At 40.6% G+C, this 16,346-nt stretch carries 16 protein-coding genes; 12 read left to right on the plus strand and 4 right to left on the minus strand.

All coding sequences use genetic code 11. From position 1 onward, the window contains the following. The first annotated feature begins 50 nt into the window (after nucleotides 1–50). The 3 genes from rnz (at nucleotide 51) to FZC76_RS10780 (ending at nucleotide 3,035) form a co-directional block, all read left to right on the plus strand. Entirely contained in the window at nucleotides 51–971 is a 921-nt protein-coding gene (rnz, locus tag FZC76_RS10770; protein ID WP_148988195.1) for a ribonuclease Z, read from the plus strand. A gap of 329 nt (nucleotides 972–1,300) precedes the next feature. Continuing rightward, entirely contained in the window at nucleotides 1,301–1,999 is a 699-nt protein-coding gene (locus FZC76_RS10775; RefSeq protein WP_148988196.1) for a class I SAM-dependent methyltransferase, read from the plus strand. 94 nt (nucleotides 2,000–2,093) lie between these two features. After that, a complete protein-coding gene (locus FZC76_RS10780; RefSeq protein WP_148988197.1) occupies nucleotides 2,094–3,035 on the plus strand; it encodes a hypothetical protein in 942 nt (313 codons plus the stop codon). A 37-nt stretch (nucleotides 3,036–3,072) separates the two neighbouring features. Here FZC76_RS10780 and namA read toward each other — a convergent pair whose 3' ends face one another. After that, on the minus strand, nucleotides 3,073–4,089 hold the full coding sequence (gene namA, locus FZC76_RS10785; RefSeq protein WP_148988198.1) for an NADPH dehydrogenase NamA: 1,017 nt from the start codon (nucleotides 4,087–4,089) through the stop codon (nucleotides 3,073–3,075). A gap of 138 nt (nucleotides 4,090–4,227) precedes the next feature. Here namA and FZC76_RS10790 point away from each other — a divergent pair, with 138 nt between their 5' ends. The 5 genes from FZC76_RS10790 (at nucleotide 4,228) to FZC76_RS10810 (ending at nucleotide 10,417) form a co-directional block, all read left to right on the plus strand. Then, a complete protein-coding gene (locus FZC76_RS10790) occupies nucleotides 4,228–5,829 on the plus strand; it encodes a M20/M25/M40 family metallo-hydrolase (RefSeq protein ID WP_148988199.1) in 1,602 nt (533 codons plus the stop codon). 671 nt (nucleotides 5,830–6,500) lie between these two features. Next, nucleotides 6,501–7,013 (plus strand): NUDIX domain-containing protein, encoded by a 513-nt coding sequence (locus tag FZC76_RS10795; protein ID WP_148988200.1) that lies wholly within the window; start codon nucleotides 6,501–6,503, stop codon nucleotides 7,011–7,013. A gap of 24 nt (nucleotides 7,014–7,037) precedes the next feature. After that, entirely contained in the window at nucleotides 7,038–7,634 is a 597-nt protein-coding gene (locus FZC76_RS10800) for a hypothetical protein (protein ID WP_148988201.1), read from the plus strand. Nucleotides 7,635–7,753: 119 nt separating this feature from the next. Further along, nucleotides 7,754–8,635, plus strand: coding sequence for a helix-turn-helix domain-containing protein (locus FZC76_RS10805; RefSeq protein WP_148988202.1), 882 nt, complete (start codon nucleotides 7,754–7,756; stop codon nucleotides 8,633–8,635). 12 nt (nucleotides 8,636–8,647) lie between these two features. Next, nucleotides 8,648–10,417, plus strand: a complete 1,770-nt coding sequence (locus FZC76_RS10810) for a S41 family peptidase (protein ID WP_148988203.1) — start codon at nucleotides 8,648–8,650, stop codon at nucleotides 10,415–10,417. 61 nt (nucleotides 10,418–10,478) lie between these two features. Here the strand turns inward: FZC76_RS10810 and proC are convergent, their stop codons facing one another. After that, entirely contained in the window at nucleotides 10,479–11,318 is an 840-nt protein-coding gene (gene proC / locus FZC76_RS10815) for a pyrroline-5-carboxylate reductase (protein ID WP_148988204.1), read from the minus strand. A gap of 558 nt (nucleotides 11,319–11,876) precedes the next feature. Here proC and FZC76_RS10820 point away from each other — a divergent pair. The 4 genes from FZC76_RS10820 (at nucleotide 11,877) to FZC76_RS10835 (ending at nucleotide 15,460) form a co-directional block, all read left to right on the plus strand. Then, nucleotides 11,877–12,854: an MBL fold metallo-hydrolase gene (locus FZC76_RS10820; RefSeq protein WP_262372547.1), complete on the plus strand. Its 978-nt coding sequence runs from the start codon at nucleotides 11,877–11,879 to the stop codon at nucleotides 12,852–12,854. Nucleotides 12,855–12,857: 3 nt separating this feature from the next. Next, nucleotides 12,858–13,649: an SDR family NAD(P)-dependent oxidoreductase gene (locus tag FZC76_RS10825; protein ID WP_148988205.1), complete on the plus strand. Its 792-nt coding sequence runs from the start codon at nucleotides 12,858–12,860 to the stop codon at nucleotides 13,647–13,649. Between the two features lie 176 nt (nucleotides 13,650–13,825). Further along, the gene (locus FZC76_RS10830) at nucleotides 13,826–14,425 is read left to right on the plus strand and encodes a DUF3221 domain-containing protein (protein ID WP_148988206.1); all 600 of its coding nucleotides are present in this window, start codon (nucleotides 13,826–13,828) and stop codon (nucleotides 14,423–14,425) included. 276 nt (nucleotides 14,426–14,701) lie between these two features. Then, entirely contained in the window at nucleotides 14,702–15,460 is a 759-nt protein-coding gene (locus FZC76_RS10835; protein WP_148988207.1) for an ankyrin repeat domain-containing protein, read from the plus strand. Here FZC76_RS10835 and FZC76_RS10840 read toward each other — a convergent pair. Both FZC76_RS10840 and FZC76_RS10845 read right to left on the minus strand, forming a co-directional pair. Beyond that, nucleotides 15,436–15,951 (minus strand): hypothetical protein, encoded by a 516-nt coding sequence (locus FZC76_RS10840; protein WP_148988208.1) that lies wholly within the window; start codon nucleotides 15,949–15,951, stop codon nucleotides 15,436–15,438. The two genes, FZC76_RS10835 and FZC76_RS10840, sit on opposite strands and share 25 nt — an antisense overlap. An 81-nt stretch (nucleotides 15,952–16,032) precedes the next feature. Next, nucleotides 16,033–16,230 carry a YqzH family protein gene (locus FZC76_RS10845; RefSeq protein ID WP_148988209.1) on the minus strand — a complete coding sequence of 66 codons (198 nt, stop codon included), beginning with the start codon at nucleotides 16,228–16,230 and terminating at the stop codon, nucleotides 16,033–16,035. Nucleotides 16,231–16,346 lie beyond the last annotated feature (116 nt).

The following is a 16,346-nucleotide window of genomic DNA, read 5'->3' on the forward strand; positions in this document are numbered from 1 at the left end:
TATGGAAATTTTCATTTTTGAGTATAATGGAACAAGAGGAGCGGATGAATATGAAACTAACTTTTTTAGGTACAGGTTCTGGTGTTCCTGCAAAGCACCGAAATGTATCTTCGCTGGCATTACATATAGATGATAAAGAGGGTTCTGTGTGGCTCTTTGATTGTGGGGAAGCAACACAGCACCAAATTTTACATACATCATTAAAACCAAGAAAGATTTCAAAAATATTTATCACCCACTTACACGGAGATCATATCTTTGGCTTGCCGGGACTGTTGAGCAGCCGTTCTTTTCAAGGTGGGGAAACACCGTTGACGGTTTATGGACCGGTGGGGATAAAAGAGTATATAGAAACTTCTTTGCGTGTAAGTATGACGCATGTGAAGTATCCCATAGTAATTGAAGAGTTTGAAGAAGATGGATTATTTTTGGAAGAAGAGGACTTCACCATAATTGGGAAATTACTTGTCCACGGAATTGCTTCCTTTGGCTTTCGAATCGTTCAAAAAGATTTGCCTGGGGCTTTATTGATGGATAAGGTCAAGCAAAGCAATATTCCTTCTGGCCCACACCTCCAAGAACTGAAAGAGGGAAAAAGCGTCACCCTTTCTGACGGCAGAATAGTTGAAGGAAATGATTATATCGGCCCTCCTAAAAAGGGGAAGGTGATTACCATATTGGGGGATACAAGGTATACTCCTGTTGCTGTTGAGCTAGCGGAAGCTGCGGATGTTCTAATTCATGAAGCAACTTTTGCAGCAAAGGACGAATTGCTTGCAAAAGAGTATTTTCATTCCACTACGGTACAGGCTGCAACTGTAGCTAGGGAGGCCGGTGCATCGCAATTATTGCTTACTCATATAAGTGCTAGATATCAGAAAGAGGATGTTCTCTCTTTAATGGAAGAGGCAAAAGAGATATTTTCTAACACGGTAGTGGTAAATGATTTTGATGAAATTACTATAAAATAAATTTTTGTTATAAGGACGGTTACTTTCGAGGTAATCGTTTTTTTAGTTGTTTTATTACAATTAAATTACAATTGTTACAGAGGGTGAAAAATCCATCATTTGCCTGGATGATTTTAGGTGGGTTAAAACTTCAATTAGTGTGTCCCTACCCTTTAGGTCAATTAGTGTGACAAGAGGAAATACAGTGCGAATGTAGTTGCAGTAGATAGGTATTCTATAGGGAATCCAGGTTTGCAATTATAGCTATTTCACTTAACTTTAAAGGTGTTGTAACAATGGATGGATAGTGTATTGGTACAATATTACATATAAGGTAAGGAGGAGTGAAAATGGCTAAAGAAATTGTCAATAATGAAGATCTCTTTCAAATGTTAGACGGACTTTTACGCGAGCCTAGAGCTTTTTGGAATGACTTTTATGAGGACAGAACTAAGGAGATCCCATTTTTCCAAGTGAAAGGTCCAGATGAAAATCTAGTATCCTATTTTGAAAAAGGTTTGCTACCTAAACGAGTATTAGAGATAGGATGTGGACCAGGAAGGAATGCAATATATCTAGCAAAAAAGGGCTGTGCGGTAGACGCAATAGATATTTCGGAAAATGCATTGTCCTGGGCCAAAGAACGTGCCCTTTCTGAAAATGTGTCTATTAATTTTCAACAATCCTCTCTTTTTGAGTATGAAGTTGAACCTCATACTTATGATTTTATCTATGATTGCGGATTGTTCCATCATCTTGCTCCTCATCGCCGATTGAGCTATATAGAAACGATAACAAAAGCTCTTAAAAAAGGCGGTCATTTTGGTTTGGTCTGTTTTAATACAAAAGGTGCAACAGTAACTTCTGACTGGGATGTTTATGCACAAAGAAGCATGAACGGAGGAATCGGCTATTCAGAAGAAAGATTGAAGCGTATTTTCATGGGAGACTTTAATATTTTAGAATTTAGGGAAATGGTAAAGGTTTCGCAGCCGGCTGAAATGTTTGGTGAGGACTTTTTATGGACGAGTTTGATGAAGGTCAAATAGGTTCATCCATTAAAAAGGTTGGCATGTGAAAGAGAATGAAACTTAATCTATTCTTAAACGTAAATTACATAGGTAGAAGTATGGGGGGATTATTTTGTTCACGGATATAAACCAAGAGTTATTAGAAGTTAAAGACAACTTGCGTAAGAAAGCAAAGTACGAAGAACATATGGAAAGATTGAATACATACTTGACAGAAGAAAAGCGGAAAAGAAGTCAGTTAAAGGCACTGTTGGAAAAAGAAGAAGAGGATGTGGCTCGGCTTGAACGTTTTACACTTACAAGTGTTTTCTACTCCTTGACTGGCAAAAAGTTGGAGAAGCTCGATCAAGAACAAAAAGAAGTACTTTCCGCAAAACTAAAATATACGGAAGCGGTTGAGACTATAGAGGACGTAGAAGGTGAACTGGCAGAGTTTCAAGCGCTTTTAGCACCCATTGCTAACTCTCCTATCAGATACGAGAAGATTATTCGCGAAAAAGAAAAGCTGATTCATGACTCCAATTCCGTTTGGAGTGTAAAATTATTTGACTTGGCAGATAAAGAGGCGGACCTGCAATCAAATTTAAATGAATACAAGGAAGCGATTGATGCCGGGCAATTGGCATTGCATGCTTTGGAGCGAGCGTTATCTTCATTAGATTCTGCAAAAGGCTGGTCCACATTTGATATGTTCGGCGGCGGAATGGTATCCACTGCGATGAAGCATAGCCGCTTGGATGAAGCCAAAGCGCATATTCATCAAGCACAAAATAAGCTACGAGTTTTCCAAGATGAATTACTTGATATCAAACACCACTTTGATTCCACGATTGAAGTAGGTGGAATGCTGACTTTTGCTGATTACTTCTTTGACGGGCTGATCGTGGACTGGATGGTGCATGGAAAAATTACGGAAAGCTATGATCAAACATCTCAAATTATCGGAAGAGTTTCTAGGTTGCTTGGAAGCTTAAAAGGTCAGCGAGATCAAATGGAAGAAGAGTTGCTTTCTGTAAAAGAAGAAAAGAAAAACCTGCTTGAGTCTTCAAATTAAAAGAAAGTGGCCACTCTCCGATGAGTGGCCGTTTTGATTACCAAGAACGGTCGTATTGTTTAGGGGACTCAATCTCAAGGCCAAGTTCTTTCGCAGCTGTTCTTGGCCAGTAAGGGTCACGCAAAAGTTCTCTTGCAACAAAGATTAAATCTGCACGGTTATTTCTTAAAATTTCTTCCGCTTGCAAACCAGAAGTGATCAGTCCAACCGCACCTGTATCAATAGCAGCACCGGACTTGATCGTTTCTGCAAAGCCAACCTGGTAGCCTGGGTACACATCAATGGCTGCCGGCACCACCGCACCAGAGCTAACATCGACTAGGTCTACTCCTTGCTCCTTCATCCATTTTGCATAGGTTACATAGTCATCTGCTGTTAAGCCTTCAGGGTGATAGTCATTAGCTGATACACGGACAAATAATGGTCCATCCCATACTTCATTTACACCATTGATGATGTCACGAAGGAAGCGGTAGCGATTTTCTGTACTTCCACCGTATTCATCCTTACGTTTGTTCGTAAGAGGGGACAGGAATTCATTGATTAAATATCCATGAGCACCGTGAAGTTCAATAATATCAAATCCTGCTTCCTTTGAACGCTTGGCGCCTTCCACAAATGCAGCGATTGTTTCTTTAATATCATCTTTAGACATTTCCACAGGGGTTTTCATTTTTTCGTTAAATGCCAAAGCAGTTGGTGCATAAATGTCGCCGTCTACCATAGCTTTTCTGCCTGCATGAGCAAGCTGGATGGCAGTTTTGGATCCATGGACCTTGATTTGTCTATTTAATTCTTGAAAGCCTTGAATATGTTCGTCGTTCCAAATTCCAAGGTCTTGTGGAGAAATGCGGCCTTGTGGTTGTACCGCTGTTGCTTCTACCATAATTAGCCCTACTTGGCCTACTGCACGGGATACATAGTGAGTCATATGCCAATCTTGAACATGTCCATCTTCATTATGACTGGAATACATGCACATCGGAGACATGACAATCCTATTTTTCAGTGTGACGCCTTTTACTGTATATGGGGAAAATAATGCTGATTTCATAAATGATTCCTCCTATATATTTCGAGTTCCTAAAATATTATATCAAACGTTTTTATTCCCACCAAAAGATAGGTGTTCATTTTCTAAAATTAGTAGTATGATAGGAGCAAAATACTACTATCTAGAGGAGGATGGGAGATGCACTGGCAAACGAAAGAGCAGTTGACAAATCTACTTGTATCCCTTGTCCAGCACGGAAGTGTGACATTATCCGGGGAAGAGAAGCGCTTGGCTTCTTTTATTTATTATCAACTTAATCATCTGGATTATTTCCAAGAGAATCCTGGGAATCTGGAGCTTCATCGTATGGAGGATGGGCGTTCTTTTGTAACCGCTTTAGTGAAGCAATCTGAGAAGAAAGAAACGATTGTGCTTGTCAGTCATTTTGATGTAGTAGGTGTGGAGGATTATGGTTTCCTAAAGGACTTGGCCTTTCAACCTGTTGAGCTGACTCGGGAACTCGAGAACAATGCCGATGCACTTCCTGCTGAAGCAAAGGAACATCTTTTATCAGGAGATTGGTTGTTTGGCAGAGGGGTCATGGATATGAAAGCGGGACTGTCACTGCAAATGTCTCTCTTGGAAAAAGCGATTGACGAGAAATGGGATGTAAATCTGCTCCTACTGGCTGTCCCAGATGAAGAGGTGAACTCTCAAGGAATGCTTCAGGCTTTGCCAGCTTTGGCTGATCTAGCTTCCAAGAATGATTTGACTTATAAGGCATGCGTCAATTCGGAACCAATGTTTCAAAAATACCCTGGTGACAACAACCTTTATCTTTATACTGGTGCAATCGGTAAATTATTGCCGGGCTTTTTCTGCTACGGAAAAGAAACGCATGTAGGTGAACCGTTGGCGGGCCTTAATGCTAATTTGATGGTTTCAGAGATTCAAAAATTAATGGAGTGGAATACGGATCTGTGTGAGCAGGTAGGTGCGGAAGTTACACCACCTCCAACTAGCTTGATACAAAAGGATCTAAAAATGGAATATTCCGTGCAGATTCCACACACTGCGGTAACGTTATACAATGTCCTATTTATGGAAAAGTCACTGACGGATTGGGAGGCAGATTTCCTTCGAATTGCAAAGCAGGCGGCAAAGAATATCAATGAATTTTGCAAAGGGAAAGCGGACCAGTTTAAGCGTTTTACGTCTTTTACCGAAATGCCTGTAGACGTAGCGGTTTACACCTATGAAGAAATTCTGGAAAAGGCAAAAGCCATCCATGGAGATCAGGAAATGGTCATGCGAATTTCTTCGGTGATTGTATCCAATTTGCATTTAGATGAAAGGGAGCAATCCATCAAAGTTGTGGAAGAAGTAGCCTCGCTCTGTAAGGATTTAGGTCCGATGATTATCTTGTTTTTTGCACCTCCATATTATCCGGCGGTAGCGACGGATAATAAGGAATTATTGGATTCTGCGCGTCAATTCATTCAGAAGTGGAAAGTAGATTCGGATGTTGAATTTAATGAGCAGCGCTATTTTTCGGGTTTATGTGATTTGAGTTTCATAGGCAAAGGGGACTTCTCAGCAAAAGATCGTCTGCCATTCAATATTCCGGTTTACGGGGCGACATACTCCTTACCTTTTGCAGAGATGGAAGCATTGCAGATGCCGGTGTTTAACTTAGGGCCTGTAGGGAAGGATCCTCATCAATGGACAGAGAGATTGAATGTTAAGTTTTCTTTTGAGGAGTTTCCGCCGATATTGGCTGATTTTGTGAAGAATTTATAATGATTTGATAGCCTGTTTGGAGAGCGTAGTCTTCCTGGACAGGCTTTTTTATTGTATTGGAATTGTGAAATAGTTGTTTGGGTAATTCTTGATAGTCGGGATGAAGACGTGAGTGACGAGGAAAAAGGAGAGGTGAGGTCCTCATGGACGTGATGAAGACCTCGGTGACGAGGAAAAGGGAGAAGAGAGGTCCTCATCGCCGTGATGAAGACCTTTGTGACGAGGAAAAAGGAGTGGAGAGGTTCTCATCGCCGTGATGAAGACCTTTGTGACGAGGAAAAAGGAGTGGAGAGGTTCTCATCGCCGTGATGAAGACCTTTGTGACGAGRAAAAAGGAGAAGAGAGGTTCTCATCGCCGTGATGAAGACCTTTGTGACGAGGAAAAAGGAGTGGAGAGGTTCTCATCGCCGTGATGAAGACCTTTGTGACGAGAAAAAAGGAGAAGAGAGGTTCTCATCGCCGGTATAAAGACTCGGTGACAATGAGTTTCATTGAATTAGTCAAGGGTTAAGCGGGAAGGCAGCTCCAGCCAATATTTCAAAGCATCTGAGACCTTAATCCCATAATGGCAGTTACCCGAGGGTAATTGCTTTTTTGTTTGAAAAACCATTATATATTGGTTAATTATGCTAAAATTGTCATATATAATCTATGATTGGAGTTTGATGTACATGATATCTATTCAAGTAACTTGGGGCGATTCGTTCGTTCAATTAACCTGGGACAAGCAATCTCAACTTCCCCCAAGAAATCTGATAACTAGCGCTCACGGCTATTGCTTTTATCAAGATAAGCTGATGCTGATAAACCTCAAAGATAGAGGATGGGATTTTCCTGGTGGGCATATCGAACTCAATGAAACCCCAGAATTGTGTTTTCAAAGGGAAGCAATGGAGGAGGGATATGTGGAAGGAGATTGCCGCTTGCTTGGTTCCATAGTGGTCGATCATCATGAAAATCCGAACTGGAATGAGGAAAGTCCTTATCCGAAAATAGGATATCAGGTTTTTTATAGAATGGATATTACGAAGTTTCATAGTTTTAGGGGAGAATATGAATCTATGGAAAGGATCTTTATTAAACCGGCAGAGATATCAAATTATTATGGGGGCTGGAACAAAGTTTATCAAGCAGTTTTAGAGGATTGTTTGGAATTGGGGAGTGTATGTGGAGACAATCGTTAAATCTTATTATGTTGAGGCTGCTTTATGAGGTTTATAGGGAATGAACTATCCTTGTGGTTTAAAGCCACTATATATATATGGATATATTATCTTATTTTTTTCATCTTCAATCCTGCTCACCCATTAGATGCATACGGCCAAGTCACTATTATCGGTTCTTTTTTTGGATTACCTTTATTAATGTGGTTACTTATTCCTATTTGGAGTGCATTACATACATTTCGAAACAAATCCGTCCGTTGGAAGCCGCTTCGACTAATTATTTACATTTGCTCAGCATATTTGGTTCTTTTAGGTGTTATGATGATACATGCGGAAATATCTAATTTCATTGTAAAAGAACGGCTTTTCCCTGAGGGGTGGGATGAACATGTGGCTCTGAGCTTTGAACGATTACAGTCCACCACTGGTGGTGACCTAACACTAAAGAAAGCATATTATACTGAGCCCTATCACTCAAAAATTAATGCGGGGAATATGAGTGGTACTAGAAGTCCATCATTAACTATAGAGTATATCTACAACGATTGTTCTTATAAAGATGAATGTTCATTTATTTATAGGGAGGTTTATGATGCTTCATCCGGTGCTCTTATAAGAAGCGAGAATGATAGCTTTTAGAACCAACAGCAGCTGTTGAGGCTGGTGGTTTTTTGTGTGGTGAAAAATAGATATAAAAGCAATAAATGTCAAAAATGATTCTTTGTTGTTTGCTAAAATACAGGTAAGGAGGCCAAGAGATGAGTAACGATACTATAGTGAAAAGTATGATTGAGTTTATAGAAGAAAACCTACATAAAGATTTATCCCTTGACCATTTATCTAAGGTCGCTGGTTACTCCAAATATCATTTCTTGCGATTGTTCCAGGCTGAAGTCGGTGTTACGGCATCGGAATATATCCGTTACAGGCGCATTGCCAATGCAGCAAAAAAACTCATTTATTCCAATGATCCTATTCTAGAAATCGCATTATTTTACCGATTTGAGACTCAGGAGTCATTTACAAGATCTTTTAAAAGAACTTATAATCTCCCGCCTGGACAGTACCGGAGGATTATGAGCAGTATTCAACATCAACAGGAGGTGATAGCATTGAAAAATGAACAGATGTTAAAGGGGTGGTTCCTTAGTGGCAGTCATCCATTTCATTATAAGATGGGGGTTGATCGCGAGACGTTTCATAAAGGTAAGGCATCTGGTTATCTCAAGTCTGTGACTGCTCACAAGGCAGAAGAATTTGCCACTATGATGCAGCAATTCAAAGCACAAAATTATTTGGGAAAAAGATTAAAACTCTCGGGTTTTATTAAATCGAGTGAAGTAGATGCCTATTGCGGATTTTGGATGAGAGTGGACGACAATCTAAGAGATATTCTTCAATTTGATAACATGAGCGACAGACCTATTACGGGTAATACAGACTGGAATCACTACAGTATCGTTTTAGATATTCCAGATACAAGTTCAACCATTTCCTTTGGAGTGCTTTTAGTGGGGAGTGGGCAAGTTTGGATAGATGAATTGAAGTTTGTTGAAGTAGACGAGAATACACCCACTACTAATATTGAGTTTGCTAGTCAGTTGTTAGAGGAACCTACCAATCTATCATTTGAAGAATAAGGGGGGATATGGTTGAAAAATAGAATTTTTATGTTAGGGAAGTCCATTTGGTTATGTATGTTTTGTTTTCTACTTGTTGGCTGTAGTTTCTTTGAAGGTGCTGTTGAAGAGGCACCGAAGGAGAGAGAACCAGAAATAAATTTTGATTACAGAACAATAGAGCAACCAGAAGGTATTTCTAAAGATGTGGAAGAGAATTTGTTTTATTTAGGGAAGGTTTGGGGCTTTTTGAAGTATTACCATCCTAATGTTGCGGAAGGTGAATTTAATTGGGACCAAGAGCTTTTTTACATAATGCCAGAAGTTTTGTCTGCCACTTCCTCTTTAGAAAGAGATGCCGTGTTAGTGGAGTGGATAGAAGGTTTAGGGGAAATTAAAGGCGGGAAAACGACTCCACCTGAGGATGGAGTAGGGGAAGTCAAAATGGAACCTAACCTTGATTGGTTGAACTCGTCAGGTTTCAGCGAGGAGCTAGAAGGAGTCTTGCAAACTGTTAAAAATAGTGAACGTAACGATTCCCATCATTATGTTTCACTAGCTGAAGGTATTGGAAATCCTGTCTTTCAGAACGAACTGGAATACCGACACCCATATCCTGAAACTGAATATCGCTTGCTTTCCCTATATAGGTATTGGAACATTATTGAATATTATTTTCCTTACAAGTATTTGATCAACGAGGAATGGGACGATGTTATGAAAGAGTTCATTCCAAAACTAATTCAGGCTAAAAATGAACAGGAATACCACCTAAATACATTGGAGTTAATAGCGAGAGTACATGACACCCACGCAAACATATGGAACCCTAGTTCATTTATTGAAGGGTACTGGGGGAAAAGATATGCCCCCGCCATTTTAACGTTTGTCGAAGGAAAGCCTGTTGTGACAGGATTCTATAAAGAAGAGGAAGGAGCGGGTTCGGGACTTGAAGTTGGCGATGTAATAACAAAGGTTGATGGAAAAACCATTGATGAGATATTAGAAACTCAACTAAAATATATTCCTGCATCTAACTATGAGACGCAATTAAGGGATATGGCCCCAAAGCTGTTGCGGACAAATGAAAAATCGTTATTTGTTGAAATTGAAAGAAACGGGGAGTTGAAAAGTCTGGAGCTTGCCGTTTTCACAAAAAATAATCTACAAGTAGATCAATACGATATATTTCATAATGGAACAGAGCCGTTTCAATTGTTGGATTCAAATTCTGTTGCCTATATGTATATGGGAGGTTTTTTTTACTCTTCTCTAAAAGAGTATCAATCAGAGCTAGAACAGACAAAAGGCCTGATTATTGATTTTAGAAGTTACCCTTTTGATTTTACGGTGTTTAGTCTGGGAGAATATTTACTCCCAGCTAGTAGGGAGTTTGTCAAGTTTACTAATGGTAGTATTGAGCACCCTGGGCTTTTTACAATGACAGATCCTCTGATAGTAGGAGAAGAAAATAACGAACATTATAAAGGTAAAATCGTCATTCTTATCAATGAAGTCACCCAAAGCAGTGCTGAGTACCACGCGATGGCTTTCCGTACCGCTGAGAATGCAACAGTAATTGGGAGTACTACTGCTGCAGCGGATGGAAATATATCCCTTTTTACGCTGCCAGGTGGCATTGAAACATCCATTACCGGTATTGGTGTGTATTATCCGGACGGTACTGAAACGCAACGGGTCGGAATTATCCCGGACATTTACATGAGACCGACCATTGAAGGAATAAAAGAGGGAAGAGATGAATTATTAGAGAAGGCTATAGAGATTATTAATGAACAATAAGGTCTCTTTACAGAGAAGCACTTGGAGAGCAGATCAATCTCCAAGTGCTTTTGCTTTATTATTATTTCGACGCTTTCTCCTTCAACTTCTCCGCCATTTCCTCTCCCATTTCTCTAGAACGTTCTGTTGCCCCTTCAATACAACTCTCAAATGCTTCGGAGACTTTTCGTTCTTCAAGCAATGTTATCCCTCGCTGTGTCGTTCCCCCTGGACTCGTCACTTCTTTTCTTAAGACTTCTGCATCTTTATGAGTTTCTTGGAGCATATGAGCTGCTCCAATCAATGTCTGGCTGACGAGCTTTTTGGCAACATCCATATCTAAGCCTTGAGCCAACGCTGCTTTTTCCATCGCCTCTGCAATGTAATAGATATAAGCAGGACCGCTTCCGGAGACGCCTGTTACGGCATGAAGTTGGTCTTCTTCCACAATGGTACATAGACCAATTGCTGAGAATAACGATTGTACTAGCGCGAGATCGCTTTCAGTGGCAAAGGAGCCTTTTGCAATGGCAGTAGCAGATAGACCAATGGCTGCTGACGTATTTGGCATGGAGCGAATGACACGCAGCTCTTGTTCAAAAAGGTCTTGGATGACTTCAGTTGAGATTCCGGCCAGTACGGAAACGATAAGCTGCTCTTTTGTTACATAGGATTTTATTGCCTGGATTCCATCTTTTGCATCCTTAGGCTTCATTGCCAAGAAGATCACATCTGCATTTTTCACTACTGTCTCTTTATCTTCCAAAGTGGCTACCCCATATTTACTTTCAAGGTTTTCCAGACGTTGTTGATCTTGTTTGTTTGTTACCGTAATGTCCTCTTTTGTACAGATCTGCTGTTTCAGCAGTCCGGCCATAATTGCCTCCGCCATAGATCCGGCACCAATAAATGCTATTTTCATCGTTAACACGCTCCTTTAAGAATAGAAAAAGACCTATCTGTCCTGTATAAAAGGACGGATAAGTCTTATCCGCGGTACCACCTTAATTGGTTAGTTGAACCCAGCTTTCATTCCCGTATCGTGGGAAGACGATCAGGTTTACCTGATTGTTCCTGGGTAGGTTCAAAAGTGCAGGGGATGAGGAGGCCTTTCAGCCGGTGAACCTCCATCTCTTGTCATCTTGCAGCTTTCTAATAGTCCCATTCGTCACGTTATCATTTGTAATTTTATACATTATCTATCGGAAGCGGGGGAAAGTCAAGGGGATATTTGTCATGATTATATAAATTCTTTGGAGAAAACTGCTCCCAAAATCCTAAATCGTGCTTGACGTTATTTCAAAAAAATGAACTGGGAAATTTTATTAGTTATTGAGGAATAACCCTTTCTTTTTTTCCTTATTTAGTGCATTCTATAATTGAATGGTTATTCAATTACTTTTTTGGTTCTATTATTTTGTTATAATTTTATTGTACATTTCTTACATATATACATACTAAAACGAATTAAAAGGGGATTATGATGAACGACGTTTCTTGTAAGCAAGAGATCAAACAAATTACAATCCCGACCCCGTTTGCGGTTGGGGACGTACATACCTATCTTATCATTACTGATAAAGTGACACTGGTGGACGCTGGTGTGAAAACGATGGAAGCTTGGGAAATCTTTCAGCGTGAGTTAAGTAGTCATGGACTGAAAGTTTTAGATATTGACCAAGTGGTAGTGACCCATCATCACCCAGATCACGTTGGACTATTGGATTATTTTCCTTCTAATATTCCAGTATTCGGGCATAAGCGTGCACATCCTTGGATGACGCAGGATCACCGTTACTTTTCTACTCATGAAGCTTATTATAAAGAGATGTTTGAACGTATGGGTGTCGAGCAACGCTTTTATTCTGTCTTGGATGCCATTGATAAACCGTTACGTTTTGCTTGCCACAGGGGGCTCACTTCTTTCGTTGGAGAAGGAGATCGCCTAGACGGTCTGGCAAATTGGCAGATCATAGAAACACCTGGTCATGCAAGCAGTCATCTGGTTTTATTTGATGAAAAGAGTAGAACCTTAATTGGGGGAGATTTAATCTTAGCAGATATTTCACCTAATCCACTGGTAGAGCCGCCTTATGTTGACGAAACGGAACGGAAGAAAGCCATGCTTGAATACATTCACTCTATTGAGAAAATGAGACGTTTGCCGATTCAGCGTGTGCTACCAGGGCATGGAGATATGGTTGAAAATGTCCCGGAGTTATTAGAAACACGATTGAAACAACAGGATAAGCGTGCAAACAAGGTTTTAAAGTTCCTCCAAGATCAGCCTGCTACTGCCTATGAAATTTGTCAGTATCTTTTTAAATCTGTCTATGAAAAACAACTGCTACTGACACTTTCTGAAACGATTGGTCAGGTGGATTATCTTCTTGATAAGGGCTTGATTATAGAAGATGCATCATCCAAGCCATTTACGTATTTAGCAGGAGGGAAGTAAGCAATGGCTAATCTTCAAGGTAAATATATTGTGATCACCGGTGCTTCAGGTGGAATTGGGAAAGCACTTGCTCTTGAGGTCGCCAAGCGAGGAGCGACACCTGTACTCATGGCACGATCCTTAGATAAGCTGGAACAGGTGCAAGCCCAGATAAAATTGATTCATCAGATAGAGGCGCCTGTTTATCCACTTGATGTTCGTAAACAGACAGATATCGAGCATACTTTCAAGAAGTTATTGACCGAGATTCCTGCGGTTGATGTGTTGGTGAACAATGCTGGATACGGAAAATTTGATGAAATTGCCAACCTTTCTCTTGATGATATGAGTGGAATGTTCGAGGTGAATGTGTATGGTTTGATTGCTTGTACAAAAATGGTCTTGCCGTCCATGATTGAGCAAAATCAAGGGCATATCATTAATATTGCTTCACAGGCTGGGAAGATTGCGACACCGAAGTCGAGTGTGTATGCAGCAACGAAGCATGCTGTTCTCGGTTTCACTAATAGTATGCGAATGGAGCTATATGATACTAATATTTTTGTAACATCCGTTAACCCTGGTCCAATTAGAACAGAGTTTTTTGATATTGCGGATTCATCCGGTAGTTATAAGCAAAAAGTGGATAAGTGGATGCTTGAGCCTGAATATGTTGCTAAACGGATAGCAGATGCGATGTTCACTCGTACCCGGGAAATTAATCTTCCTGGCTGGATGAACATGGCCAGCAAACTGTATCAGGTGTTTCCAGGAGTGGTGGAAAAATTAGGTGGCAAAGCTTTTCGACAAAAATAGTCAGGCTCTTTTCACAAAAGGTGTTGTTACTACCAGTAAAAAGTCGACAATTGGACTTTTTACCGCTTAGTTTTTTAAAAATATCATGCGCTTCTATTCTGTCCTGCTATGAAAAGAGCGGATTCTGTAACCTTTCTATCCTTCTTTCGTCCAATAGAGCAAGAGGTGAGAATGAGATGAAAAGAGTTAAAATCATGTCTTTGTTGGCTTGTTTCCTCCTTTTATTCGGTTGTGGTACAACAGGCGGAAACGACAATAACAGCTCAGGGTCCAATACGGGTTCCGAAGCACCAAATGAACAACCTGCGGATGACGAGGAACAGGCAGTGGAGGACTTAACCGGGTATGTCGTTTCTATTTCAAATGATGGTCAAACACGAATTTTAGTGACGGGAAAGCACCCTAGTAGCGGCGGTTCAGGCATTTCTGCTACGATTTACACCCTTGAAGAAAGCACGACAGTGGAAGACTCGGAAGGAGAGCCATTGGAAGCAATGGATCTTTTAGTGGGAATGAAAGTGACTGTATGGAACTCAGGAATTGTAGCTGAATCCTTTCCGGCCCAGTCTGGCGCCATAAAGGTGATGGTAGATGCAGATCAGGATGAACTGGAACAAAAGGCTGTTGCCAAGGCATTAGAAGGAGTGGATGCCGGCTATCCGTGGCACGTCGAGGAAGTGACTGAACAGGGTGAGCAATTATTTAAGGTAACTCTGAAGAACCTGTTAGATGATAGCGAGCCGGTGGATATTGAGGTGGAAGTAGAAAAGGAGTAATATCCTTTGTGAGACGTCTTGTGTGATTGGTGCAAGCCGTCTTTTTGTTTAGTGAGAGGTTCCTTCCTGAGGTCGATTCGTCGAAGCTCGTTGAAGTTTGTCGATTGGCACGTATTATCCGGAGTTTGGACAGTAAATGGATGACTTTGGCTTGTATTTTGAAAGTTTCCGACAGTATTTACCTCAAAACGGACAGTAAATGGGTCTGCTTCGACAGTAAGTGGTCTCGGACGGGTATTTCTTGTAACCTTACACATGAAATGGAGGCATATACATATGAATTTTATTTTAGAAGATGAGGATTTAGGAATCGAGGTCATTAAATCAATTAAATCCGGCGATGTTCCAGTGCTTAAACGTTTACTTGATGATCATCCCGACCTTGTGACGGCAAGAATTATTGCAAGAAGTTATCATGATGAAAATTCTGACGCATTCGGAGTGTCCCGCACATTGCTTCATGTGGCCACCGATTGGCCTGGTCACTTTCCGAACGGATCAACAATCGTTCGCACATTAGTGGAAGCGGGAGCAGAGGTGGATGCTAGATTTACCGGTCATCACACGGAAACACCCCTTCATTGGGCTGCCAGCAGTAATGACGTAGAAGTTCTTCAGACGCTTCTTGATGTTGGTGCGGACATAAACTCCACAGGAGCTGTAATTGCGGAAGGCACCCCATTAGACGATGCAGTAGCATTTGGCCAGTGGAAGGCAGCCCGCCTGTTAGTAGAGAATGGCGCACAGACCAAGCTCTGGAATTCAGCGGGACTTGGGATGCTGGATGAAGTGAAAGCATACTATGAAGATAAACAGATTCCTTCTTCATTCGAAACCACTCAAGCCTTCTGGTTGGCTTGCCACGGTGGTCAGTTTATGGTCGCAGAGTACCTTTTCGGCCAAGGAGCAAATCTTAATTGGATTGGTTATGACCGACTTACTCCATTTGACGTAGCTGTTCGCAATAACACGGATGTGAAGCTAATTGAGTGGCTCCGTGAGAAGGGTGCTCAATCTGCAGGGGATATGGTATAAGGTCTTTCTTGTTCAGGTTCTTTGGTTGAACTCTTACGGACGTACTTCTCCCATATAACCTGAAATCCATACATTAATAAGGCTTTTATTAAAAATAGTCCATATAGCTGATGGTTGTTCATTTTTTTTAACTCGAATATCCCTATATTTTTAAATAATACGTAGATGGGATATACAAATATAGCATCTACGACTGCATTCAATAATAAGTACAGGTAAAATCGTCCATATGTTAGACGCAATATCCACAGAGAGCCGGCAAAGAACGGTCCAACTATAAATGCAAATTCATTCACAAAATAGGGCGGGATTTTTTTATAGATGGCCCACCATTTATACTTTTCCGCCACAATGCTCTCTAATGCCATTAATATAGACATAAATATTGTTCCGGGCAAAAAACGTTTAAAGTGCTTCCACCCAAGAAAAGGGAGTGTCAGAATGGAGATGAATACCATTATCCATAATACAAGCACAGGCTTTTTCTTCATGATGTCGCTCCTTTTCTAGATGAACTCTTCTTTTATCTTGTGTAATTACATCGGATTTATTAATTATTTTGCCATGTGCGCTTACCATTTACTCAAATATTCATACACCACATCATTGACCACATCAAACACTTCCAAATCGGGATCTTCGGCAACCGCTCTGCTCACTTCCTCTGCCATTTTTTCATACTCTTCCTCACTAAGCGGAACAGATTCAAAATCATGCTGATATTGAACAAAGCAATTTCGAATCATTTTTTTCACTAAATTTCTCTCCACGTCGTCACCTCATTTCCTTTATTATAAGGGTTTTTCACACTTAACAAGAATACGAAAAAGCTATTTGTCGAAATATGTAGTGGAATTTACCATTGAAACAGAACGTATATTCGCTT

Origin of the sequence: Sutcliffiella horikoshii (assembly GCF_008180725.1) — a bacterium.
Classification (GTDB): domain Bacteria; phylum Bacillota; class Bacilli; order Bacillales; family Bacillaceae_I; genus Sutcliffiella_A; species Sutcliffiella_A horikoshii_B.